Source organism: Sphingomonas arantia (genome assembly GCF_042682045.1).
In the GTDB taxonomy this organism is placed as follows: Bacteria; Pseudomonadota; Alphaproteobacteria; order Sphingomonadales; family Sphingomonadaceae; genus Sphingomonas_R; species Sphingomonas_R arantia.
In genome coordinates, this window is record NZ_JBHUGS010000004.1 from 25,016 (window position 1) to 48,156 (window position 23,141).

Genomic DNA, 23,141 nt, shown 5'->3' on the forward strand with positions numbered 1-23,141 from the left:
AGCGGAGGGGGTGGTGCGATCGCAGCCCTTTGTTTCGTGGTGGGAACGCTCGACAAGATGCAGCGGCAATACGATGCCGACTTTCCCAGTAGCCCCGCCGATCGCCACAGCGGTGGGAGTGCGGATCGTGGGTGAGGGTCAGCTACGCGAGATCAGCGGCGGCGATGTAGAACACGTTCAGGTGCTCGCATTGATGGAGCGGATGCGCGACGCGATGGCGGGGTCCGACATGGACATGACCGATCCCGACGTCCTGTCGGCGGTCATGACCGCGACGGCCCTGCTGGGCGGCGAAGTATTCGGCAGCCTGATCATCGCCGGACACGCAACCGACCAGGACAAGCGCCGCGCGGTCGCGTCGGTCGAGCGTAACTATCGCACCGGCATCGAGGTCGGCAAACGGCGCGCCTTGCGGCTGCTAACCGAGCGTCATGGCGGCAACGCATGACTGATCGCCCCATCATATTCTCGGGATCGATGGTTCGCGCGCTTCTAGCAGGACGCAAGACGCAGACGCGCAGGCTGGCAACGTCCCCGCTGCGGCACTGCCTGCCCGGCGACCGGCTCTACGTACGGGAGGCGTTCGGCGTCGCCAGCATCTTCACTGACGTCGTCGAGGTCCGATACAAGGCAAGCGAGCGGGCAGGCCATACCGAGTTCGTCGAACAGGTTCCGGTGGCGATCGCGACCGGCGCTGCGGTCACGTGGCCTCGCTACAAACCCTCGATCCATATGCCGCGGTGGGCGTCGCGCTTGACGCTAAGCGTGGAGGCCGTGCGGCTTGAGCGGTTGCAGTCGATCAGCGAAGCCGACACCGTCGCGGAGGGGCTTGTTTGGGACAGCACCCTCCAAGCGTGGAACGCTACCGGTGAGCCAAACTGGCCGCGGCGGACAGATCCGCGCGCGAGCTTCGGCGGCCTATGGCAGTCGCTTCACGACAAGGAAGGCGAACGCTGGTCCGATAACCCAGCCGTCGTCGCTCTGACCTTCCGTGTTGCGCGGGCGAACATTGACGCGAACGGGGCCGCATCATGACGGACGGCCCCCGCCTTCGGCACGAGTGGACGTTCCTCGCCCAGGTCGCGACCGACATCCATGGCAAACGGGCGGCGACCTATCCAGCGCACGTCGCCGGCGGCCGCATGTCTCAGGCGGATGCGGACACGGCCCTGGCCTCGATCGCCGCGATCGCAGCCGACTGGCGGATCGCAGCGGACGGCATCGCGCCGCTGTCCAGCGATCGCGGCGTCAGCCGATCTGCACGCATCGCAACCCTGACGATCGCCCGCGATCGATCCGCCGCGCTGGCCGACAAGGCAGCGACCGCATACCGCAAGGCGCTTCCTGCCAAGGCGGACCTGCCCGATCGCGACCCGTTGCTCAGCGACCACCGCGAAGACAGGCCGATGTCGTCGGTCGCCGAAGCATGGGTTCGCGCGGTCGACTATGCCGCCGCCGTCGCCGCGATGCTGTGGTGGGAGGAGCGCCGCTCCGGCCGGCTCGACGTCGTCTGCGCGATCAATGCCGAGCTGCGCGCTGCCCAGCGTGCGGACCAGGCGAAGGCCGCCTGATGTCCATGTTACATGCACCCGCAGAAACGCCCGCTGCGCGCGAAACCCCCGCGCGCACGCTGTCCTGCCCGGAATGCATGGTGTCGTTCGCCGCGGTGCATCCCCGCCAGCTGTTCTGTTCGCCCGCCCACCGCGATCGGTATCACAACCGCTGGACGGTCCGTGGCCGCGTGCTTGCCCCGCTGGAAGTTGCCGACCGCATCACCCGCGGCGGAACGCGCGGGGACGTCGTCACCGGCCGCCGCGCCCGCCGCGATGCGCAGCACCTGAAGGATCGGTGGGTCGTGGAGGATCGCGACGCGAAGCGCATGCCAGCGATCGAGTATGTCCGCCTGCGCCTGGCACTCGGGTTCGAAGCCGCATGACCGCGCTTGCCCGCCTCCAGGCAATGCCGGACTGGCCGGCACGCATGACGGCCGAGGTCGCCGCCATGTACATGGGCGTGTCGATCTCCACGTTCCGTACGCGCTACGGCAACCGCGGCGTGAAGGACGGCAGCAACGTCCTTTGGGCGCGGCGCCAGCTCGACGCCATCATTGACGCGCAGTTCGGTCTCGGCCCACCCTCGCACGTACACGCGAGCGACGCCGGGCCGAGAGACGATACATGGGACGATGTGTAGTGAACCGCCGCAATGTCAAACAGATCGGCGCGTACCTGTATTTCCGGCGGAAGATCGACGGCAAGGACCGCTACATCCGGCTGCCCGCGATCGACGCCCCGAACTTCGAACAGGAATATCAACGCCTGTCCACACCCACCGCCAGCGCACCGATTCGCGCGACGCCGGCACCGGGCAGCATCGGCTCGCTGGTCGTCGCGTACCGGAGTGGGTCCGAGTTCGGTGAGGTGCCCAGCGCCACGACCCGCGCAAACTACCGCCGCTACCTGGACCTGATCGCAACCGACCACGGCGCGCGATCGGTGACTGGCGTTCGCCCCGCCCACGTCTACCGCATGCGCGACAAGTTCGCGGACACGCCGGGCAAGGCGAACAACTGGCTGACCGTGTTCCGCGTGCTGATGGCCTACGCGGCGAAGCACGATTGGCGCGGCGACAACCCGGCCAGTGGCATCAAGGCGTTGAAGATCGGCGAGTATGAGCCGTGGCCAGCCGACCTGCTGCGCGTCTGCCTGGAGGTCGCCACGCCGATAACGCGGATGTTGTTAGTCGCCGGGCTGTGTTCCGGGCAACGCAACTCCGACGTGATCCGGATGCAGCATGGGTGGATCGAGGACGGCGTGATGTCGTTCACCCAGGCGAAGACGAACGTTCACGTCTCGGTGCCGATGCACCCGTTCTGGACTGCAGAACTGGCGGCGCAGCCGCGAAAGGCAGTGACGCTGCTCTACGACCGGTTCGGCAAACCGTTCGGCACGACCGGTGCCGTGCAGAGCAGGATCCGCGACCTGATGGAGATGAAGCCGGTCAAGGAAGTGCTGGCCGATCTGACCGCGCGCGAGACGATCGGGGAGGGGGACACGTTCGTCTTCCACGGTCTGCGCAAGAACGCGTGCTGCTACCTGCTGGAGACCGGCAAGAACGACAGCGAAGTCGGCGCGATGCTCGGCATGTCCGCGGCGATGGTGCGGCACTACGGCAAGCGCGCGCGGGCCCTGATGATCGCCAAGACAACGGCCGCCGAACTGGTCGGGGGTAAATTGATTATGCTGCCGGGGGTAAATCAGGTCCGATCCGGACCGGCCGCTCTATAAAAACCAACGTTTTCAACGTGGTGACCCCAACGGGAATCGAACCCGTGTTTTCGCCGTGAAAGGGCGACGTCCTAGACCGCTAGACGATGGGGCCGTGCAGCGCGGACTGCCGATTAGGGGCAAGTGGGAGAGCGGTCAAGCCGGTATCGGTTCAGTCGGCCCATGCGGCGTCTTCCAGATGCAGTTCAGCGGACATGCGACCGTTCCAGTCGTCGATCTTTGCGCGGCCGGCGATCCAGAGGCGGCGGTCCGGGCCGGCGGCGAGCAGTGCCTGGCCGAGTGGCGTGGCGGCGTGACGGAATGCGACGGTCTTGACCGACCGTCCGTCGGCACCGGCGACCACGGCGCGGACGTGGCCGTTGCCCACGGTGTCCGCTCGGATGACGCGGACGGGGCCAGCGGCGATCCGGGGCGCGGGCCATCCCATGCCGTAGGGACCGGCTTCGTCCAGCGAAGAGACGAGATCGGGTGTGAGGCCACCGGGGGCGATGACGGCGTCGAAGAGGATGGCGCGATCCTGTCTGGACCGTTCGACGACCGCAGCCAGCCGCTCGTGCAGGAACTCGCCCAATGCCGGGATGCGATCGGCGTCGATCGAGAGGCCCGCGGCCATGGCGTGGCCACCGCCCGCGATCAGGAGGCCGGCATCCTTTGCGGCCAGGACGGCGGCACCGAGATCGACGCCGGAGATCGAACGGCCCGAGCCCTTGCCGAGGCCGTCCTCGTCGATGGCGATCACGATCACCGGTCGTCCGAGCTGTTCTTTAAGGCGGCCGGCGACAATGCCGATGACGCCGGGATGCCAGGTCTTGCCGGAGACGATCGCTACGGACTGATCCGATGCTGTCCGCAGCGCGATTTCTGCAGCCTCGTTGACCGCGGTTTCGATCAGGCGTCTGTCACCGTTGAGGCGGTCGAGTTCGATCGCCAGCGCCTCTGCCTCGTCGGCGTCGTCGGTGGTGAGCAGTCGAACGCCGAGATCGGACTTTCCCACACGACCGCCGGCATTAATGCGCGGGCCCAGCGCGAAGCCGAGATCGGTGCAGGTCGGTGCGCGGGAGAGGCGAGAGACGTCGACAAGCGCGGAGAGGCCGACGTTGCGACGTGCGCCCATGATCTTCAGCCCTTGCGTCACGAAGGCGCGGTTGAGACCCTTGAGTGCGGCGACGTCGGCCACCGTTCCGAGGGCGACCAAGTCGAGCAGGTCGATCAGTTTGGGCTCGGGGTGGGTCTCGAAGAAATTCCGGGAACGCAGGGTGCGGAGGAGGGCGGCAGCCAGCAGGAAGGCAACCCCAACGGCTGCCAAGTGGCCGAACGCCGCGCCGGCATCCTCGTCGAGCCGGTTTGGGTTCACGACGGCGTAGGCGATGGGGAGTTCCGACGCGCATTTGTGATGATCGACCACGACGACGTCGATACCGGCGGCGTGCGCGGCGGCGAGCGGTTCGTAGGATTGGGCGCCGCAATCGACCGTCAGGATCAACGACGCGCCCCCCTGACCCAGGCGAAGCAGGGCGGCGGTCGTCGGGCCGTATCCTTCGGTGATGCGGTCGGGAATGTAGGCCGCAGGGGTAAGCCCGAGCGCGCGCAGCAGGCGGACCATGAGTGCCGCCGAGGTGGCACCATCGACATCATAATCGCCGAAGATTGCGACGGCTTCGCGATTGCACACGGCGTCGGCGAGCCGTTCCGCGGCGCGGTCCATGTCGCGGAAGATCGACGGGTCCGGCATGAAGCCGCGGATGGTCGGCAGCCGATGCGTTTCGACGGCGTCGCGTGGGCATCCACGGGCGAGCAGCAATTGCGTGACGAGATCATCGGGGCGGAAACCTGCGTCCGGTTCCGTGCCGAACTGGCTGTCGGTCCCGCGCCACCGCCACGCCTGACCCAGGATTGAACGATCGACACCGAGTACAGAAGCAGACATCCGCCCGCCTTAGCGAACGGATGCCGGTTAGGAAACGTCGTTCGCCGCGGTTCAGGCGGTCTTGTGGTGTTCGCCCTTCACCCAGCGCACGGTGCCGGAGCTGGCGCGCATCACGACGCTCTCGGTCGTCATGACGCCACCCTTCTTGCGCTTCACGCCGGACAGCAGCGAGCCGTCGGTGACGCCGGTCGCCGCGAAGATCGCGTCGCCGCGCACGAGATCGGACAGCTGGTAGATCCGGTCGAGATCGGTGACGCCCCACTTGGCCGCACGCGCACGCTCGTCGTCGTTGCGGAACAGCAGACGTCCCTGGAAATGACCGCCGACGCAGGCCAGTGCGGCCGCCGCGAGCACGCCTTCGGGCGCGCCGCCGGAGCCGAGGTAGATGTCGATCGTGGTGTCGGGATCGGTGACGGCAATGACGCCCGCGACGTCGCCGTCCGGGATCAGCATGATGCCGCAGCCCAGCGCGCGCAGTTCGGCGATCAGCTTTTCATGACGTGGGCGGTCGAGCACGCAGGCGATGATCTCGCTGGGTTCGACGCCCTTTGCCGCGGCCAGTGCCGTGACGTTCTGCGTCGGGGTCTTGTCGAGCGAGACGAGGTCCTGCGCATAGCCGGGTCCGATCGCCAGCTTGTCCATATAGACGTCGGGGGCGTTCAGCAATCCGCCTTCCTCCGCGATGGCCAGCACGGCGAGGGCGTTCGGCCCGTTCTTCGCGGTGATGGTGGTGCCTTCGAGCGGATCGAGCGCGATGTCGATCTTGGGGCCGCGGCCGGTGCCGACCTTTTCGCCGATGAAGAGCATGGGGGCTTCGTCGCGCTCGCCCTCGCCGATCACGACGGTGCCGTCGAATTCGAGTTCGTTGAACGCGGCGCGCATCGCTTCGACAGCGGCGGCGTCGGCGGCTTTCTCGTCACCGCGACCGACCAGGGTCGATGCGGCGATGGCCGCTGCTTCGGTGACGCGGACCATTTCGAGGACGAGGACCCGGTCCAAGGCCTTGCTTGCTTTAACCATGCGATGTGCCATCCTCATGTCTGTTCCGTCCGGGCAGGCGATAAAGAGGGGGGTAAGGGTTGTCGAGGCCAATAGCCCTTGTGGTCATGCTCGCGACAGCGGTGTCAGCCGGGGCGCAGACCTACGGCCCGCCCGCTCCGGCGAAGTCGGCTAGGACTCCGGTGCAGGCGTTGAACAGTCAGTATGACGAGCGTTACGGGCCGCGCCGGAACGGACGGCCGTGCACGGTCAAGCGGGGCGAGGATATTGTGGTGTGCGCCGACGCGTCCGGCACGTCTTCACCCTACCGCGTGCCGTTGCCGGACGATCGGTTCGTGCAGGGCGAGCGGGTCAGCCATCCGTCCGAGCCAGCGAGCAGCGTGTTTGCCACGCGGTTCTGCCACCGCCCCGGGTGTGCGGAACCGTCTAAGCTGATGGAGACGTTGGGCAAGCTGGTTTCGGCGGTGAAGGGCGAGGAGCCGAAGTAGCGGTCAGATATCGAGAATGTGCATGAGCATCGGGCGGCCGGTGATGCTCTGCGATCCGTCGAGGCGGTCGAGTGCGTCGGTGACGGCGCGTTCGGGGCAGACATGTGTGACCATGACGAGCAGAACGCGGCCCGCGGTGTCGGCGCCGCGCTGGACCATGCTTTCGATCGAGACGCCCGCGTCGCGCATTGCGGCGGTGATTTCGGCGAGCACGCCCGGGCGGTCCGCGACGGTGAAGCGGAGATAGGCGCGGCCGCGGCGATCACCGGCGGGGGCGGGCGTGGATTTGGCGAGCGCAGAGACGGGCATGGCGAACGCCGGGCCGGTTTCGCCGCGGGCGACGTCGATCAGGTCGGCGACGACGGCGGAGGCGGTGGGGCCTTCGCCGGCGCCGCGGCCTTCGAACAGGAGGCGGCCGACGAAATTTCCTTCGGCGACGACGGCGTTGAGCGAGCCTGCGACGTGGGCGAGCGGGTGGCCGAGCGGGACGAGGCAGGGGTGGACGCGCTGGAACAGGCCGTGGCCGTCCGCTTCGCCGAGGCCGATGAGGCGGACGCGGTAGCCGAGTGCGGCGGCTTCCGTAATGTCGGCGGCGATGACGTTGCGGATGCCGGAGACGGTGACGGCGGGGAAGTCGATCGCGGTGCCGAAGCAGAGGCTGGCGAGGATCGAGAGTTTGTGCGCGGCGTCGATGCCGTCGATGTCGAAGCTGGGGTCGGTTTCGGCGAAACCGAGTGCCTGGGCGTCGGCGAGGACGTCGGCGAAATCGCGGCCTTCGGATTCCATGGTGGTCAGGATGTAGTTGCAGGTGCCGTTGAGGATTCCGTAGACGCGGGCGATTTCGTTGGCGGCCGCCCCTTCGCGGAGGCCCTTGATCACCGGGATGCCGCCGGCGACGGCGGCTTCGTATTTCAGCGCGGCGCCGCTGGTTTCGGCGGTTTGGGCGAGTTCGAGGCCGTGGTGGGCGATCATCGCCTTGTTGGCGGTGACGAAGGCGCAGCCGCGGGCGAGGGTGGCGCGGGCCAGGGTGAGCGCGGGGCCGTCGGCGCCGCCGATCAGTTCGACGACCGCGTCGATGTCGGTGCGGGACGAGAGGGTGGCGGCGTCGTCGACCCAGTCGAAGCGGGAGAGGTCAACGCCGCGGTCGCGGGTGCGGTCGCGGGCGGAGACGGCGACGATCCGGATTTCGCGGCCGGCGCGGCGTTCGATGAGCGCGCGGTTCGCGTCGAGCAGTTTCACCACCCCACCACCGACGGTGCCGAGCCCGGCGAGCGCGATCCTGAACGGCGTGGTCATGCGGTCATTCCCCAAATTGGTCCGTCGCCTCCTAAAGCGATGGCCGCGGGGTGCAAGCCGGAACGGCGGGGCGGGGGGGCCGTTTGGTGAGAGAGCCATCAAAGGAGCGACATGATGACCGATCCGAAAAAGACCCCGGAGCAGAAGCCGGAAGAGAAGGACGCCATGCTTGAGGGCGGGCAGGCCGATTATGGTTCGGCGGGGCAGCAGGCCCTTGAGGGTGTGAATGGGGTGAAGGGTGAGGAAGAGGAGCCTGAGGAGAAGTAGGGTTCCGGCTTAGGGCGCCTCGGCTTCGCTCGGCGGGGTCCCTTGACTTTGCTCGGGATAGGCGGGTTTTCTAAAAGTCCGAAAAAGAGGGGCGGTCCGGCGTGATGCCGGGCCGCCCCTTTTTCGTCAGGCGTGGCGTTCCATGGCGTGCTTGATGTCACGCATCTGGTCGTGGCCTTCGCGGACGGAGTCGTAGGCTTCGCGGATCACGGTGGCGACCTGCGGAGAGACGGCGATGTCCTTCATCGCGGCTTCGAACTTCGCCTTGATTTGGTCCTCGCCGCGCTCGACCTCGTCGACGACGGCCTTGTCGTCGGAGCCGGTGACCTTGGCCTTCAGGTCGACGAACATGCGGTGCGCCTGCGCCAGGATGGTGCCATCGTCTTCCGGGTTGCCGCCCAGCCGGACGACCTCGCCCTGAAGATTGGCGGCGACCTGGCGGCGTTCGGCGGCGCGCGACGTAAAGATCGCGCCGAACCGACTGCCGTCGATGTCCTTGGCGGCCTCGCTATAGCCGTCCGCGCTGTCGAGCGTGGTGGCGATGAGGCCGTTCAGCGTGGTGATATCGGTGCTGGTATCAGCCATTTGGTATCCTTTCGGAAACGGGAAGGCTGAAGGTCAGTCGCGCAGCGCGGGGGGCACGACGCCGCCGTTCTGGGCCAGCTTGGTCATGACCTGGCGGTGCAGCCAGATGTTCATCGCGGCGCTGTCTTCCGTGCTGCCGGTGTAGCCGAGTTCGTGGGCGAGCTCGGTGCGGTTCTGGCGGCTGCTGTCGAGGCCGAGCAGCGTCATCAGATCGACGATTGAGGTGCGCCAGTTGCTGGGCTTGCCGGCCGCGGCGGCCTTTGCGGTCAGCACGGCTTCGACGTCGACCGGGGCCGCGGGCGCGGCGGCGGGGATGACCGGGGTGGCAGGCGCGGGCGAGATGCCGGCGGGGGCGGGGGCGGGCGCACGCGCGACGCCGGGGACCGGGGCGGGTGCGGCGGCGGGGGCGGCCGGGGCGGCCTTGGTCGCGCCGATGCCGGTGCCGAGGAGGCCCTTGTCGCCGAAGATGGCGTGCTGGATCTTGTCGAAGATGCTCATGGCAAAGGTCCCGTCTGTGGTGGAATGCGTGCCGAACGAGCGATCCGCGGGAAGGATGCGCGGGTGAGCGCGGATTAATGGCAAGTCGGCGCGGGGGGTGTTTCGGGGGGTGGGTGTTTGCGGTCGGGGTTTGCCGTGTCGGGGACGTGGGAGGGGGTTTCGGCGGTGTCGGACCCACGCGCGTCATCCCGGCGGAGGCCGGGATCTCCCTTCGGTGAGGGGTGAGTTGTAGGCAGGGTGTTTGCGGCCTGGTCTTCCTCGACCGAAGGGAGATCCCGGCTTTCGCCGGGATGACGGTTTGGGGGTTGAGGGAGTTCGGCCTCGGGCTCGTCCTCCACCACCGCACCCGGATCGCCGGCGCCGGCGAACCAGGCGTCGCGTTCGGCGGCGTGGGCGACGCGGGCGGGGTGGCGGAGTTCGAAGGCTTCGGCGATGTCCTGCTCGTCGGGGGTGAGCGTGCGGGCATAGTCCTCGTCGCCATAGTCGCATTGCTCCTCGCCCATGAAGCCGGGCGGGGGCGGGAAGGCGGTGCGCCAGGTGCCGCCTTCCTCGCGCCAGACGAGCGGGTCGGGGGCATATTCGGGCGGCGGGGCGCGGGGTTCGTCCGGGTCGCGGTCCCCCAGCCGGGCGAGCGCGCGGGACAACAGCTGGGTCCGGCCGGAGAGGCTGCCCATCAGTTCCGACACGGTTTCGGTGCCGAGCCCGAAGGCGCGGCCGGCCACCCCGTCGGCCGCGGCGATCGGGCAGGCGGGCGGCACGGGCACGGCGAGGATCAGCAGTCCGGCCGCCTCGGCCCGCGCCCAGTCCTCCGCGGTCCAGTGGGCGCGGTAGTCGGGGTGGAGCGGCACGCCGCGGGTGGGCGAAGTTGAGGAAGTTGCGGTGTTTGCGGGGGTTTGGTTTTGCCCGGTCGTGGGCTCGGCGGTGTCCTGCCAACCTTCGGCGTCGTCCGGTTCCGCTCCAGCGTCGTCGCGGTCCGCTTGGGCGCAATCCGGGCGGAGGCCGGGAACTCCCTTCGGTAAGGGGTCAGCGCCGGCCACGGGGAGATCGCGGCTTTCGCCGGGATGACGGTTGGGGGTGGGGGCTGCTGCTGGTTCGGTGTCGGTGGAGGGGGTTGCGATCGAGGGGACCGGCTCTTCCAGCTCCGCCCGCGCCTGATCCGCGGCCATGACGAGGTCGGGCGCGGTGTCGGCGTGGAGCCAGCGGTCGGCGTGGGCGAGGGGGGCGGCCGGTATGTCGTGGGACGGGGCGGCGGCGAGGAAGAGTGCGGCGCGGGCGGGGCCGGCGTCGGCGGCGATGAGATCGAGATAGGCGTCGAACCCGGCGGCGACGGTGCGCGCGGCGCTGGGCATGCTTGTCGGTCCGCCGGCGGCGGTCGCGGACGCGGGGATGTCGGCGGCGGCCTGGCGATCGAGCCGGGCGAGCATCATGAGGCCGAGCCGGTTGTCGTAGCGGTGCCGCTCGATCACGCTGCCGTCGGGGCGGGTGATGGTCTCGACCTGCCCCTCCAGCGCGCGGGTGACGAGCGTGTCGGCCAGCCGTTCGCGCGCGTGCAGGTTCGCCGCGGCCCAGCCGAGCGCGAAGGCGGCACCGGGCGCCCGCCGGCGGAAGCTGTACGCGGCGGTGGCGGTGAGCCCGACGGCGCGCGCCGCATCCTCCACGGTGGCGCCGTCCGCGATCGCTTCAAGGAAGCGTCGCTGGCGTTCCGGGGTCCAGCCGTCGTGGCGGGCGGGGAGCGGGGCCTGGACGTCGGGGGCGGGGTGGTCCGGCTTGGGGACTGGGACTGGGACGGGGGCGGTCATGGCTGCTTGCCCGCCGCGCGTGCCGCCTGTGCGCGGCGGGCGATCAGTGCGGCGTTGTGGTCGCGCACCGCGACAACGACCGGGTTGACGGGCAGCGGTGCGCCGATCCGCCCGGCGGCGATATGCGCCAGCCAGTCGCGAACGGCGGGATGGTCGTCATCGACGCGGGTCGGGTCGATCCAGTGGGCCGGGGGCGCGGGCTGGTCCGGTCGGACGACCGGGGCGGCGGGCGGGTGCGGCAGGCTGGGCATGGACGGTCCTCCGGATGTTCCAAGGGGACCGGGGAGATATGCCTGTTCGGGGTGTGTAGGACAGGATTTTTAGTGTAGGACTTTTTTGAGAGGTGGCTTGTTTGGCAGGCTAGCTTTCAAATTCATCAACTTTTGCAACTTTACCTATGATGCTGGCAACTGCGTATTTCTCAAGACGTGTATAATTGGGAACATAAATATCAATCATCGGTGCTGGTTCTGTATAGTACCATTTGTAAGCAATTCCTCCGCTCTTGCGTTTTCCCTTTCTAAAAAGGTGCGGATATCTCAAAGGAGATATTCCAAGAAACGGAAGGAAGGATACTCTGGACGAACTAGACTTTTCTAATTCAAGTTCATTATGGTGTAGTTCTTTTGCTTTACTTTTCGGGTATGGCTCCATGTAAAACACCCGAGATATACCAGAAGCAAGAATATGTTTAGTGCAGTTGTGGCACGGAAAAGTTGTACAAAATAGTATTGATCCTTTGATAGCTGTACCAAGACGAGCTGAATCACAAATTGCGTTCATCTCCGCATGAACGACTCTTCCAAACTCTGTAAGGTCTGAGATTAGAGATCCATGGAGACAACCGCTGCCATCGGATGTTGGCTTTTCGGGCTTTTTGAGGAGTTTGTCTACGAGCTGGCCGCCTGACGTGCCTAGTGCTTTTGACGAAGCGGACAATAATCCACTTGACTGCAGGCGCTCCAGAATATCACGAAGAACTTCCCGTTTCAGGTGATCATTTGGATCGCTACCGAGCTTAATATCTCTGTAGTCAGGCTCCTCAGTGTCCCAATAGTTTCCTCCAAACGCCCGTGGAACTTCATTGCATCCCTGAGCAATGATTTCTCCATCACTCGAGAAGATCGCAGCGCCAACTTGGCGGGACAGGTCAGTTGATCGCAAAGAGGCGGACGCAGCAGCATACATGCCGAATTCTAGTTTCGTAGGTGCGATATCATTCGCGCCAAAAAGCGCATTTATGAAACGATCGATTTTCAATCGCATTGACGATGCAGACAGGCCGTCGATAAAAACGTCGGCAAGATGAAAAGTCTGCCGCAGCTGCTGCCCGTGGTCATCTCCGTCTTCACTCATATCTCGCAGTATCAGCGATTCAGCAAATGAGAGTATCTTCGCTGATTTAGTAGTTAAAGGTAGTGTACGTTTAATTTTATCTGCTATAAGTTTAATTCGGTCTTCTTCATTGCCGTATGCTGATATAAGAATGAACTGTTGACCGTATATAGCTCTAAATAATGAAACTTCCTCCGGCCTTTTTAGCTGCCTAACTATGTAGGCAACCTTATGCCGAACTTTATCCTGACGAGCTATATCTACAAACGGAGCGTCATCAACGGAAGCGTCATCATCAACGAGATCATGTCCACTGAGCTTGCTCCGCTCCCGTCCGATAGCGTCGACAACATATCTCATAGCGAATGCCGGATCGGAGTTATCCCGACAAATCTGGCTTGTATGATCCATCTTGTATTTTATCTGGTGGTAGTAATCTTGCCTAATAGGCTTTTTAACCTGAGATTTTACTTCCTTAACCTCATTTGTAAGCCGTATTGGTATAGATTTATAGCCAACCGCATGGAGCGCGTTCTCTAGCGTACTAGATATTGCGTCAATATCGATGCCCAGAGGTCCTGCGATGCCAAAAACTAGCTCAGGGAATCTTATGACGCTAAATTCACCCACGGATACCCTTTCAAGGCCTAGCGTTGTAGGTTTTCACAGCTAAACTAGCTGGACGTCAAGGAGCTAGCGCATGAGCACGGAAAATTATAACGCGAAGCGGGCGCGTGAAGTATCTCAAGTTGCACTCGAATTTGCCCGGCAAATGGGAGGAACATTCGTTTCAAATCCTGTTAGGCGGAATGAGTATATAGATCGACTTACAAAATCAGAAATTGTGGACAATGATCGTAAATAAAATTGTGAAGCCTATTTTGTTTTTCGTTAGTTATCGGCTTAACAACGGCTTCAAATACCCGCCCGTGTAGCTCCGCGGTTCCTTCGCGACCTGCTCGGGCGTCCCGACGGCGACGATTTCGCCGCCCTTGTCGCCGCCTTCGGGGCCGAGGTCGATGACCCAGTCGGCGGTCTTGATGACCTCCAGATTATGTTCGATCACGACGACGCTGTTGCCCTGTTCGACGAGCGCGTGGAGGACCTCCAGCAGCTTGCGGACATCCTCGAAATGCAGGCCGGTGGTCGGTTCGTCGAGGATGTAGAGCGTGTTGCCGGTGGCGCGGCGGGCGAGTTCCTTGGCGAGTTTGACGCGTTGCGCCTCGCCGCCGGAGAGCGTGGTCGCCTGTTGCCCGACCTTGACGTAGCCGAGCCCGACCTCCGCCAGCATCGCCATCTTGTCGCGGATGGGGGGCACGGCCTTGAAGAATTCGACCGCGTCCTCGACCGTCATGTCGAGCACGTCGGCGATGCTGCGGCCGCGGAACTTCACTTCCAGCGTTTCGCGGTTGTAGCGGTGGCCGTGGCAGACGTCGCACGTGACGTAGACGTCGGGGAGGAAGTGCATCTCGATCTTGAGCACGCCGTCGCCCTGGCACGCCTCGCACCGGCCGCCCTTGACGTTGAAGCTGAACCGCCCGGGCTTGTAGCCGCGCGCCTGGCTTTCGGGGAGGTTGGCGAACCAGTCGCGGATGTTGGTGAACGCGCCGGTATAGGTGGCGGGGTTGGAGCGCGGGGTGCGGCCGATCGGCGACTGGTCGATGTCGATCACCTTGTCGAGATATTCGAGGCCGGTGATGGTTTCGTGGTGGCCGGCCAGCATGCGCGCGCCGTTCAGCGTGCGCGCGGCGGTGGCGTAGAGCGTGTCGAGCGTGAAGGTGGACTTGCCTGAGCCCGACACGCCGGTGATGCAGGTGAAGGTGCCGAGCGGGATCGAGGCGGTGACGTTCTTTAGGTTGTTGGCGCGGGCGCCCTTCACCGTGACCTTCTTGCCGTTGCCCTTGCGTCGCTTGGCCGGCAGCGGGACCATGCGGCGGCCGGTGAGGTAGTCGCCGGTCAGGCTGTCGGGGTTGTCGAGGATCTGCTGGAGCGTGCCCTCCGCCACGATGGCACCGCCGTGGACGCCCGCGCCGGGGCCCATGTCGATGACATAGTCGGCGGTGCGGATCGCATCCTCGTCATGTTCCACGACGATGACGGTGTTGCCGAGATCGCGGAGCCGCTTCAGCGTGACGATGAGGCGGTCGTTGTCGCGCTGGTGCAGGCCGATCGAGGGTTCGTCGAGCACGTAGAGGACGCCGGACAGGCCGGAGCCGATCTGCGAGGCGAGGCGGATGCGCTGGCTTTCGCCGCCGCTGAGCGTGCCGGACGTGCGGTCGAGGCTGATATAGTCGAGGCCGACATTGTCGAGGAAGCCGAGCCGTTCGACGATCTCCTTGAGGATCGGGGCGGAGATCTGACGCTGCTGGTCGTTCAGCTTGTCCGGCATGGCGCGGAAGAAGGCGAGCGCGGGGCCGACCGCGCGGCGGGTGGAGAGCGAGATGTCCTCGCCCGCGATCTTGACGGCGAGTGCCTCCGGCTTCAGCCGCGCGCCGCCGCAGACTTCGCAGGCGGCGGCGGACTGGTACTTGGCGAGTTCCTCGCGCATCCACGCGCTGTCGGTGGAGAGCATGCGGCGTTCGAGGTTGCCGATGACGCCTTCGAACGCCTTTTCGACCTCGTACGACTTGCGGCCGTCGATGAAGCGGAGCGTGACGGCTTTCCCGCCGGTGCCGCGCAGCACGACGGCGCGCTGCTCCTCGCTGAGCGCGTTGAAGGGGGTGTCGAGCGAGAAGTCGTAGGCCTTCGCCAGGCTGGCCAGGACCTGCATATAGTAGGGCGAGGGCGGGTTGGATTTCGCCCAGGGGACGACCGCGCCCTTCTTGAGCGAGAGATGTTCGTTGGGGACGACGAGCTGCGGGTCGAAATAGAGCTTCTCGCCGAGGCCGTCGCAGGCGGGGCAGGCGCCCTGCGGTGCGTTGAACGAGAAGAGCCGCGGTTCGATTTCGGCGATGGTGAAGCCCGAGACGGGGCAGGCGAATTTCTCCGAGAACACGATTCGGTTGTCGGGGATGTTCTTGCCGGCGACGGACTTCTTCTTCGCGAGCGCCTCGTCCGCGGGGATCGCGTCGGCGGGGGCGGGGGCGTCGACCAGGTCGACATAGACGAGGCCGTCGGTGAGCTTAAGCGCGGTCTCGAAGCTCTGCGCCAGGCGCGTCGCGATGTCGGGGCCGACGACCATGCGGTCGACGACGACCTCGATGTCGTGCTTGTATTTCTTGTCGAGCGCGGGGGCGTCCTCGATCTCGTGCATGGTGCCGTCGATGCGGACGCGGGTGAAGCCGGCCTGCTGCCACTCCGCCATTTCCTTGCGATATTCGCCCTTCCGCCCGCGCACGACGGGGGCAAGCAGCAGGAAGCGCGTGCCGGCGGGAAGTGCTGCGACGCGGTCGACCATCTGGCTGACGGTCTGCGCGCTGATCGGCAGGCCGGTGGTGGGCGAATAGGGGATGCCGACGCGCGCCCAGAGCAGGCGCATATAGTCGTAGATCTCGGTCACGGTGGCGACCGTGGAGCGCGGATTGCGGCTGGTCGTCTTCTGTTCGATCGAGATGGCGGGGGAGAGCCCCTCGATATGATCGACGTCGGGCTTCTGCATCAGTTCGAGGAACTGGCGGGCGTAGGCGGAGAGCGATTCGACGTAGCGACGCTGCCCCTCGGCATAGATGGTGTCGAACGCGAGCGAGGATTTGCCCGAGCCGGACAGGCCGGTGATGACCACCAGCTTGTCGCGCGGAATTTCCACGTTCACGGATTTGAGGTTGTGTTCGCGCGCGCCGCGCACGGAAATATGGGTCAGCATGTAGCGGTCTGTTCCAGATTTGTTCGTGCGCGGCAAGCCGGGCGGTGACGTCGCGTCGGGAGATGGGTGGCGGGGTGCGGTGGGGCAAGGCTGGGATGCGGTGGGTGGGGCTTGCTCCGGCGTGGCGTGGGAGGGGTGGTGGGCTTCTCGACTGCGCTCGAAGGGTCCCTCGACTTCGCTCGGGATGGGCGGAGGTGGGGGTGTCTCTGCGCACGCCGGGTGTGCCTGGCGCGTCCGCCTCGACGCATCGGCGGCGTCCGGGGGCGGTGCCGGGTTCTCGACAAGCTCGAACCGAACGGGGGCGGGTGGGGGCTGCGATTGCCAGAGGTCAGGCCGGGGCGGGCCAGTCGGTGCGGTCGAGGGCGGCCATCGCGTCGGTGATCGCGACGGTTTCGACGCTGACCCGCACGACCCGGGCGAGCAGGGCGATCATGCTCTCCTTGTAGTCGGCGAAGCGGTAGGTGTTGAACTTCGCGGCGATGGTGGCGTCGCGCGGCTTCTTTTCCTTGTGCTGGTCGAGCACCCAGTCGATCGCGGAGCGGTTGCCGAGCCGGTAGGTCCAGGCGGCGGCCGGAATGCCGGCGATCTGCGTATCGCCATCGACCACGACGTTGCCGGTCCCGCCACCCGCGCCGGGCTGCGATTTCAGGACGGGCTTCGGCGTCGTGCCCGCGGCGCGCTTGCCCGGCGTCTCGATCCGCTCGACCGCCCAGGGCGCGACATCCTCATAGCCGATGTGCAGCGCCATCAGCGTCTCGCCCCACGCCGCCCAGCGGGCGAAATCGGGGTAGAAGGGGATGCGCGGAAACTCGCGCTTGAGGTTCAGCGCATAGGTCTCGAGGTAGACCGGATCGTGGAGGACGGCATAAACGTAATTAAAGATCAAATCGTTGGTGGCGTGATTTCGAGTTTCTCCTATGACTGGTTCTCATTCTTCGCACGTACTATCGTCTTTTAAATTATGTTATATTGAAAACTGCTCATTAAACCGTTTCGTCATCGCAAGCGAGACCGCACACTTCTGCTTTGAATTCGTTAAACTAGCGAGTTTCATCAGGAATCTCTTTTCGATACTCGACTATTTCGTAGCGCGCTTTTGGATCCCGAAGTTTTGTAGGAGCTATGAAACGAAGAAGGCCTTTATCCACTAATCGTGTCAAATCCTTTTTTGATGTGCCCCAAGTTCTTTTGGTAAGCCGCTCAGCCTCGGCTACTTGTATCTGACCATTGTTGTATGCATAGCCGATAATTTGAACCTCATGTTCGGCCAGTTGCTTCCACAATTCGACGCCGCAGTAGGTTGCAACATCACGGTCAGTAGATCGCTTTCGCGTATGATGATCGTTACGGAGTACAACGCGGACCGCAACGCCATGCATTGTCTGCTGAGAGAAGGTCGGCGCTGGCAAGCCGTAACTTTCCATGCTCTCTTTCATTCTCCGCGTTCCCTCGCGCGTCATTCTTACAAAGCCGAGATAACGAAGTGCCTCCATTAAATGGGGATTGCGCGATGCACGATGATAGTAAACATTCTCGGGTGTTACGGGAGGAACAAACCCACCTGGGCTTTCTACCTCCAGACGATCAGAAAAGAATTTTACCGTGATCTCGGATCCGCTGAAGCTATACGATCGATGGACGAGGGCGTTAACGATAGCTTCAAACCAAGCCCATCGTGGATATTCGGGGGTTGTTACAAATTTTCCGTCCCTACCTAACCACGTGACATCATGATTCAAGTCTGCGATGGACTGTCCAGCCTTTTTCAAAATTGCGGGGATATTACCCTCAATGTAGAAGTCCTTCAGCGGACGAAAGTCCGATCCGCTGCCTTCTTCCACACCATCAAACCGTTGAACACGAATACGACATCCGGCGTGCTGCATGCGGGGATCGTAGGCGCAAAACAGTACCATGCTATTTAGGGGATGATACTCTCCATTCTCATAAGTCATAAGATGCCGGTCGATCAGAACTGCTTCATCTGTCCAATCATCCTTTGATTCCCGCTCACGAAATGTGTTTGCGAACTCACGTATGATGGCTTGATCGAAATCCCCCGGGTACCGAAAAAACCCAGATTTGCGTAACTCCCAGGAACGTTCATGTCGGGTTGACCTGAAGTCGTCTCGTTCCTCTGAGGACATCTTATGTTTCTGATCGCCCCTGCGTATGAACGCCTCAGACTTATGAGTTTCAACCAAAAAGCCACGATAGGGGATAAATATCGATATTAGGAAGTCTGGCTTTCCATTCACCTCAATCGGAATGCGCCGGGGTTCCGGACTGGCATCAGGGCAGTTGTTAGTATGAAACTTATCGATTCCGTTAAGCTGATCTTGCGATAACGATGAACAACCCCTTAGTCCGCCGTTATCATCAACGCCGATGAGCATTATACCGCCATCGACCGTGTTGGACCACATGCTGTAATACTCGGCTAAATCATCATAGCGAATAGTACGACCGCTTTTGCGTTCAATCCTTCGATCCTCGCCAAAATCTGCAACCGTCATCCTGTCCAGTCGAAGCCAAAGGTCGCGAGGAGTCCAGGTTGCTGCATGGTCGGCATTAAAGCCAAAAAGCGAAAGTTGAGTATCGTTCATACTATATATGGTGTGGTGAGCAGATACTCATCACACTACCCCTTGAGTTTGCTTGCAGGCGAACGATGCACGATTCGCCTCCTGATGGAGCCTTTTAGCCCGTTGACCGAGCGTTGGCGATCACTCACGCGTGAGCGTCCGCGCTGTATCGGAACTCATACCTCGCCAAATGGCAGCGGGAACGTTGCTCTGCGCGGTGCTTGTAAACTATGGCGGCCTGCGCGCCGTGGTACGATGGACGGCGATGTGATCGTCGGAATAGAGGATGTTGTCGCGGGGGTAGCCCTTGCGCGTCTTGGCGGCGATCTCCGCATCGAGATCGTCGTCGGCGTCCTTCGCCTCCCAATAGCCGAACGGCACGCGGAGCGCGTGGAGGAGGGCGCCGTCGACGAAGATGCGGTTCTTCTGCGGCGTGACGATGGCGTGTTCGGAGACGAAATACAGATCGTGCGTACGGCCCCAGCGCTTGAGCAGGTCCTTGAACGCTTCGCGCAGGACGCTTTCGCGGCGGCTGCCGGAGATGGAGCGCAGCCGATCGAGGTCGGCGCGATATTCGTTGATCAACTGACGGCTCAAGCGATGTCCCCCCGCGTGGCCGTGCGGCCCTTTGGGCGGTGCTAGCAGGCGGGCGGGGTGGTGTCAGGGGGCGTCGGCGGGTCGTGTGGATGTCAGGTCGGCGGCGCGATGCGGTGTCGGACGGCGATCGTCCGGCGTTCAGGTCGTTCGTTCGCCGGTGTGCCGGACCGGCAAGGCCGGGTGGCTGCAACGCCATGTTTCCCGGTCGACACATGGGCAGGCGTTTTGGAGTTCCATGTTCGGAAGTCGTTCATGACTGACACAAAGGTGGCATTCATACCCGTTTTGGAAGCCAAGTGTCGGCTCCGCAAAGAACATGGGTATAATATTGCGAACTAGTAGTTTGATGAATTGAAAGCCCTAGAATGTAAGCACGGTGAAACGATTGCGCTTGGTTTTGCAGAACATCCTACTGAATAGGGGTTCAGTCCGAGTTATACGCTGTTGCTGCGTTGCAACGACGTTCGTTTAATATGACGATCTCATGAAAACCGCTTTGACAGCTTGCGCCCTGCTGGTCAGCTTGAACGCATATCACGACCCGATGTTCGGGCCGTCAGGTGCAGGGGCAGCATAGATGACATCCAATCTTCGCCTTTTGGGCGCGACCTTTCTTGTCCGCTCGACTTCGATCCGTGCGCTGACTGCCTTTGCGGTTTTGGCGACGATGATCCCGTCGGTCGCGGCCGCGCAGGATTTCCAGAACGTGACCGCATCCGGGCGGATCGTGACGACGGCGGGCGCCGGCGTGGCCGGGGCGACGGTGGCGTTCCAGTCCGCCGCGCAGGGTTTCACCCGCACCACGACGACCGACGGCGGCGGCAATTACCGCCTGCCGCAGCTGCCGCTGGGGACGTACACGGTGACGATCACCGCGACCGGTTTCGCGACGAGCACGCAAAGCGGCGTCGTGCTGGAGCCGGACCAGGCGTCCAACCAGTTTTCGCTGGCGGCCGTCGGCGAAACGGGCGCGGCGGGCAATGCAGCGGGGACGGCGGCCGGCGGCGACGCGATCGTCGTGACCGGGACGCGCACGCGGACGATCGATTTCGAACGGACGACGACCGGGACGGTGGTGAACGTCACCGAGATCGCGCGACAGGTGCCGGTGGACCGCAGCCTGACCGCGATCATCCGGCTGTCGCCCGGCACGTCGCAGGGCGACAGCGCGTTCGGCGATCTGGCGTCGTTTTCCGGGGCGTCCGTGTCGGAAAACCAGTTCTTCGTGAACGGCCTGAACGTGACCAATTTCCGCAAGGGGCTGGGTTCGACGACGGTGCCGTTCGAATTCTACGACACGGTCGATATCAAGAACGGCGGATATCCGGCCGAGTTCGGCCGCGCGACGGGCGGTTTCGTGAGCGCCACGACCAAGTCCGGTTCGAACGAGTTCCACGCGGGGGCGGTGCTGTCCTACACCCCCGATTTCCTGCGGAGCGATTCCCCCAATACGTTCCGCGACGATAATGACGGCGACATCCGTGAATCGCGCAACGCGTATTTCTATGCATCCGGGCCGCTGATCAAGGATCGGCTGTTCTTCTACGGCTTCTACCAGGCGCGCCACACGCAGCAGGGCGACGGCAGCGTCACCGACCAGCGTTATTCCGAGCGGGTCGGCGACAGCCCGTACTGGGGCGGCAAGCTGGACGCGATCATCGCCGATGGGCACCGGCTGGAATTCACCTATTTCGATACGTCCCGCACCGAGACGATCACGAACCTGGACTATGACGTCACGACCAACCAGCGGACGTTGTTCCAGAGTTCGGACGTCGAGAAGTTCGGGGGCAAGAATTTCGTCGGGCGCTATACCGGCACGTTCACCGAATGGCTGACCCTGTCGGCGGCATACGGCAAGAACAAGGACCGCGAGGTCACGCAGTCGTCGAGCGACAATCCCTACATCCTCGACCAGCGCACCGGTACGGCCCTGTCGATCGGCAATCCCACGGCGACACGCACATCGTCGTTCGACACCCGCGAATTCTACCGGGCGGATGCGGACATCTATTTCAACCTGCTCGGATCGCACCACATCCGGGGCGGTTACGACCGCGAGAACCTGACGTCGGATACCACGTCATCCTATAACGGCGGTGTCGCCTACACCTACCTGACCGCTGCGGCCGGGAACCGCTATGCGCCGGCCGGGACGGAGTATGTCAGTGCGCGGACCTACTTCAACGGCGGGGTGTTCAAGACCAGGAACGAAGCGTTCTACATCCAGGACACTTGGTCGCTGTTCAACAACCGGCTGAACCTGTCGCTGGGGGTTCGGAACGACCGGTTCACCAACCAGAATGTGGACGGCGAAACCTATTATGAATCGGGCGATCAGTGGGGGCCGCGACTGGGCTTCACCTTCGACCCGACGGGCGATGCGCGGACCAAGATCTACGGGTCGTTCGGGCGGATCTTCCAGCCGGTCGCGACCAACACCAACATCCGGCTGGCGGGCGCCGAAACCGACTATACGCGCTATTACCAGCTGTTCGGCGTGAATGCCGACAACAGCCCGATCCTGGGGCAGGCGCTGTCGTTCACGGGCGGGAGCAGCGCGTGCCCGGGCAGCACGGACGCCAACTGCCAACTGGTGTCGGACGGCACCGCGACGCCGACCGAAGCGACCGTTTCGAAATCGCTGAAGCCGCAGTCGATCGACGAATATATCATCGGCGGCGAGCGCCGGCTGGGCAGCCGGATCCGCGTCGGGCTGTACGGGACGTATCGCAAGCTGAACGCGTCGCTGGAGGACGCCGCGATCGACCAGGGCGTGCTTGCCTATTGCAACCGCGAGGGCATTTCGGGGTGCGAGGACATCTGGACCGGGTTCCACCAATATGTGCTGATCAACCCGGGCGAGGCGGCGACGATCACGCTGTCCGACCCCATCAACGGGGAAGCCACGGCCCGCACCGTCAGCTTCACCGCGGAGGAGCTGGGATATCCGAAGGCGCGGCGGACGTACAAGGCGATCACCGCGACGTTCAATCGCGAGTTCGACGGCCTCTGGACGCTGAACGGATCCTACACCTATGCCAAGAACCGCGGGAACATCGAAGGCGGCGTGAAATCCGACAACGGCCAGTCCGACAGCGGCCTGACGACGGATTTCGATCAGCCGGGCTTCACCCAGGGCGCCTACGGGTATCTGCCGGGCGATCGCCGTCACAACATCAAGCTGTACGGCGCGTATCAGGTGCGACCATGGCTGCTGATCGGCGCCAATTTCGCCGCCGTGTCGCCGCGCCGGTTCGGGTGCATCGGGCTGGTCCCGGATTCGGTCGATCCGTTCGCGAACGCCTATGGCTCGGCCGGCAATTTCTGCCCGATCGTCGACGGCCAGGTGTCGGACGACAACGAGACGGTGCTGGTGCAGCGCGGCAGCGTGTTCAAGAGCGACTGGAACACGTCGACCGACCTGACGCTGTCGTTCCGGCCGCAACCGGAGAACCGGAACCTGACGTTCGAAGTGTCGGTGTTCAACGTGTTCAACCAGAAGGCCAAGATCGACTATGACGAGCAGGGCACGGATGACGGCGGCGCAGCATCCGCCACGTATCGCCTGCCGACGTCGTACCAGTCGCCGCGGTCCGCGCGGTTCGTGGCGCGGATCGGCTTCTGATCGTCGCCCGAGGAAGGGCCGCGCGGGCGGGGAGCCGGGCGGCCCCAG

22 protein-coding genes and 1 tRNA gene are annotated in these 23,141 nt (G+C 63.9%); 10 read left to right on the plus strand and 13 right to left on the minus strand.

Features of this window, described 5'->3' with window-relative positions:
• Nucleotides 1–112: 112 nt before the first annotated feature.
• From ACFSGX_RS14115 to ACFSGX_RS14140, 6 genes are read left to right on the plus strand one after another with little or no spacing between them, the layout of a single operon-like run.
• Nucleotides 113–448: a hypothetical protein gene (locus ACFSGX_RS14115; RefSeq protein ID WP_380930870.1), complete on the plus strand. Its 336-nt coding sequence runs from the start codon at nt 113–115 to the stop codon at nt 446–448.
• The gene (locus ACFSGX_RS14120; RefSeq protein WP_380930872.1) at nt 445–1,035 is read left to right on the plus strand and encodes a hypothetical protein; all 591 of its coding nucleotides are present in this window, start codon (nt 445–447) and stop codon (nt 1,033–1,035) included. The genes ACFSGX_RS14115 and ACFSGX_RS14120 overlap by 4 nt, the downstream gene beginning before the upstream one ends.
• Nucleotides 1,032–1,571, plus strand: coding sequence for a hypothetical protein (locus tag ACFSGX_RS14125; RefSeq protein ID WP_380930874.1), 540 nt, complete (start codon nt 1,032–1,034; stop codon nt 1,569–1,571). The genes ACFSGX_RS14120 and ACFSGX_RS14125 overlap by 4 nt, the downstream gene beginning before the upstream one ends.
• Nucleotides 1,571–1,936, plus strand: a complete 366-nt coding sequence (locus ACFSGX_RS14130; RefSeq protein WP_380930875.1) for a hypothetical protein — start codon at nt 1,571–1,573, stop codon at nt 1,934–1,936. Before ACFSGX_RS14125 ends, ACFSGX_RS14130 begins: the two co-directional genes overlap by 1 nt.
• Nucleotides 1,933–2,193: a hypothetical protein gene (locus ACFSGX_RS14135; RefSeq protein WP_380930877.1), complete on the plus strand. Its 261-nt coding sequence runs from the start codon at nt 1,933–1,935 to the stop codon at nt 2,191–2,193. The genes ACFSGX_RS14130 and ACFSGX_RS14135 overlap by 4 nt, the downstream gene beginning before the upstream one ends.
• Complete coding sequence (locus ACFSGX_RS14140; RefSeq protein WP_380930878.1) at nt 2,193–3,287, plus strand: tyrosine-type recombinase/integrase; 1,095 nt, start codon at nt 2,193–2,195, stop codon at nt 3,285–3,287. Before ACFSGX_RS14135 ends, ACFSGX_RS14140 begins: the two co-directional genes overlap by 1 nt.
• An 18-nt stretch (nt 3,288–3,305) precedes the next feature.
• Here the strand turns inward: ACFSGX_RS14140 and ACFSGX_RS14145 are convergent.
• The 3 genes from ACFSGX_RS14145 to glpX form a co-directional block, all read right to left on the minus strand.
• A tRNA-Glu gene (locus ACFSGX_RS14145) sits at nt 3,306–3,381 on the minus strand.
• A gap of 57 nt (nt 3,382–3,438) precedes the next feature.
• Entirely contained in the window at nt 3,439–5,214 is a 1,776-nt protein-coding gene (recJ, locus tag ACFSGX_RS14150) for a single-stranded-DNA-specific exonuclease RecJ (protein ID WP_380930879.1), read from the minus strand.
• A gap of 51 nt (nt 5,215–5,265) precedes the next feature.
• Complete coding sequence (gene glpX, locus ACFSGX_RS14155; RefSeq protein ID WP_157177043.1) at nt 5,266–6,234, minus strand: class II fructose-bisphosphatase; 969 nt, start codon at nt 6,232–6,234, stop codon at nt 5,266–5,268.
• 86 nt (nt 6,235–6,320) lie between these two features.
• Here glpX and ACFSGX_RS14160 point away from each other — a divergent pair, with 86 nt between their 5' ends.
• Nucleotides 6,321–6,701 (plus strand): hypothetical protein, encoded by a 381-nt coding sequence (locus ACFSGX_RS14160; protein WP_380930881.1) that lies wholly within the window; start codon nt 6,321–6,323, stop codon nt 6,699–6,701.
• A gap of 3 nt (nt 6,702–6,704) precedes the next feature.
• Here the strand turns inward: ACFSGX_RS14160 and ACFSGX_RS14165 are convergent, their stop codons facing one another.
• Nucleotides 6,705–7,997: a homoserine dehydrogenase gene (locus ACFSGX_RS14165; RefSeq protein ID WP_380930883.1), complete on the minus strand. Its 1,293-nt coding sequence runs from the start codon at nt 7,995–7,997 to the stop codon at nt 6,705–6,707.
• Between the two features lie 111 nt (nt 7,998–8,108).
• On the opposite strand from ACFSGX_RS14165, the gene ACFSGX_RS14170 reads away from it, so the two are divergent.
• On the plus strand, nt 8,109–8,264 hold the full coding sequence (locus ACFSGX_RS14170; RefSeq protein ID WP_380930885.1) for a hypothetical protein: 156 nt from the start codon (nt 8,109–8,111) through the stop codon (nt 8,262–8,264).
• Between the two features lie 126 nt (nt 8,265–8,390).
• On the opposite strand, the gene ACFSGX_RS14175 is transcribed toward ACFSGX_RS14170, so the two are convergent.
• The 5 genes from ACFSGX_RS14175 to ACFSGX_RS14195 all read right to left on the minus strand — a co-directional run bounded on the left by ACFSGX_RS14175 (nt 8,391) and on the right by ACFSGX_RS14195 (nt 13,111).
• Nucleotides 8,391–8,849 carry a ferritin-like domain-containing protein gene (locus tag ACFSGX_RS14175; RefSeq protein ID WP_380930886.1) on the minus strand — a complete coding sequence of 153 codons (459 nt, stop codon included), beginning with the start codon at nt 8,847–8,849 and terminating at the stop codon, nt 8,391–8,393.
• Nucleotides 8,850–8,882: 33 nt separating this feature from the next.
• Nucleotides 8,883–9,347: a DUF3597 domain-containing protein gene (locus ACFSGX_RS14180; protein ID WP_380930888.1), complete on the minus strand. Its 465-nt coding sequence runs from the start codon at nt 9,345–9,347 to the stop codon at nt 8,883–8,885.
• A 74-nt stretch (nt 9,348–9,421) separates the two neighbouring features.
• A complete protein-coding gene (locus ACFSGX_RS14185) occupies nt 9,422–11,146 on the minus strand; it encodes a hypothetical protein (RefSeq protein WP_380930890.1) in 1,725 nt (574 codons plus the stop codon).
• The gene (locus ACFSGX_RS14190; RefSeq protein ID WP_380930891.1) at nt 11,143–11,397 is read right to left on the minus strand and encodes a hypothetical protein; all 255 of its coding nucleotides are present in this window, start codon (nt 11,395–11,397) and stop codon (nt 11,143–11,145) included. The genes ACFSGX_RS14185 and ACFSGX_RS14190 overlap by 4 nt, the downstream gene beginning before the upstream one ends.
• 109 nt (nt 11,398–11,506) lie before the next feature.
• The gene (locus tag ACFSGX_RS14195) at nt 11,507–13,111 is read right to left on the minus strand and encodes an anti-phage dCTP deaminase (RefSeq protein ID WP_380930893.1); all 1,605 of its coding nucleotides are present in this window, start codon (nt 13,109–13,111) and stop codon (nt 11,507–11,509) included.
• 70 nt (nt 13,112–13,181) lie between these two features.
• Between ACFSGX_RS14195 and ACFSGX_RS14200 the strand changes: the two genes are divergently transcribed.
• Nucleotides 13,182–13,346, plus strand: coding sequence for a hypothetical protein (locus ACFSGX_RS14200; protein ID WP_380930894.1), 165 nt, complete (start codon nt 13,182–13,184; stop codon nt 13,344–13,346).
• Between the two features lie 30 nt (nt 13,347–13,376).
• On the opposite strand, the gene uvrA is transcribed toward ACFSGX_RS14200, so the two are convergent.
• From uvrA to ACFSGX_RS14220, 4 genes are all read right to left on the minus strand, one after another.
• The gene (uvrA, locus tag ACFSGX_RS14205; protein WP_380930896.1) at nt 13,377–16,283 is read right to left on the minus strand and encodes an excinuclease ABC subunit UvrA; all 2,907 of its coding nucleotides are present in this window, start codon (nt 16,281–16,283) and stop codon (nt 13,377–13,379) included.
• A gap of 328 nt (nt 16,284–16,611) precedes the next feature.
• The gene (locus ACFSGX_RS14210) at nt 16,612–17,202 is read right to left on the minus strand and encodes a type ISP restriction/modification enzyme (protein WP_380931153.1); all 591 of its coding nucleotides are present in this window, start codon (nt 17,200–17,202) and stop codon (nt 16,612–16,614) included.
• A gap of 121 nt (nt 17,203–17,323) precedes the next feature.
• Nucleotides 17,324–18,889 (minus strand): ATP-binding protein, encoded by a 1,566-nt coding sequence (locus ACFSGX_RS14215; RefSeq protein ID WP_380930898.1) that lies wholly within the window; start codon nt 18,887–18,889, stop codon nt 17,324–17,326.
• 207 nt (nt 18,890–19,096) lie between these two features.
• A complete protein-coding gene (locus ACFSGX_RS14220; RefSeq protein WP_380930900.1) occupies nt 19,097–19,465 on the minus strand; it encodes a hypothetical protein in 369 nt (122 codons plus the stop codon).
• 577 nt (nt 19,466–20,042) lie between these two features.
• Here ACFSGX_RS14220 and ACFSGX_RS14225 point away from each other — a divergent pair.
• Nucleotides 20,043–23,093 carry a TonB-dependent receptor gene (locus ACFSGX_RS14225; protein WP_380930902.1) on the plus strand — a complete coding sequence of 1,017 codons (3,051 nt, stop codon included), beginning with the start codon at nt 20,043–20,045 and terminating at the stop codon, nt 23,091–23,093.
• Nucleotides 23,094–23,141: the final 48 nt, after the last annotated feature.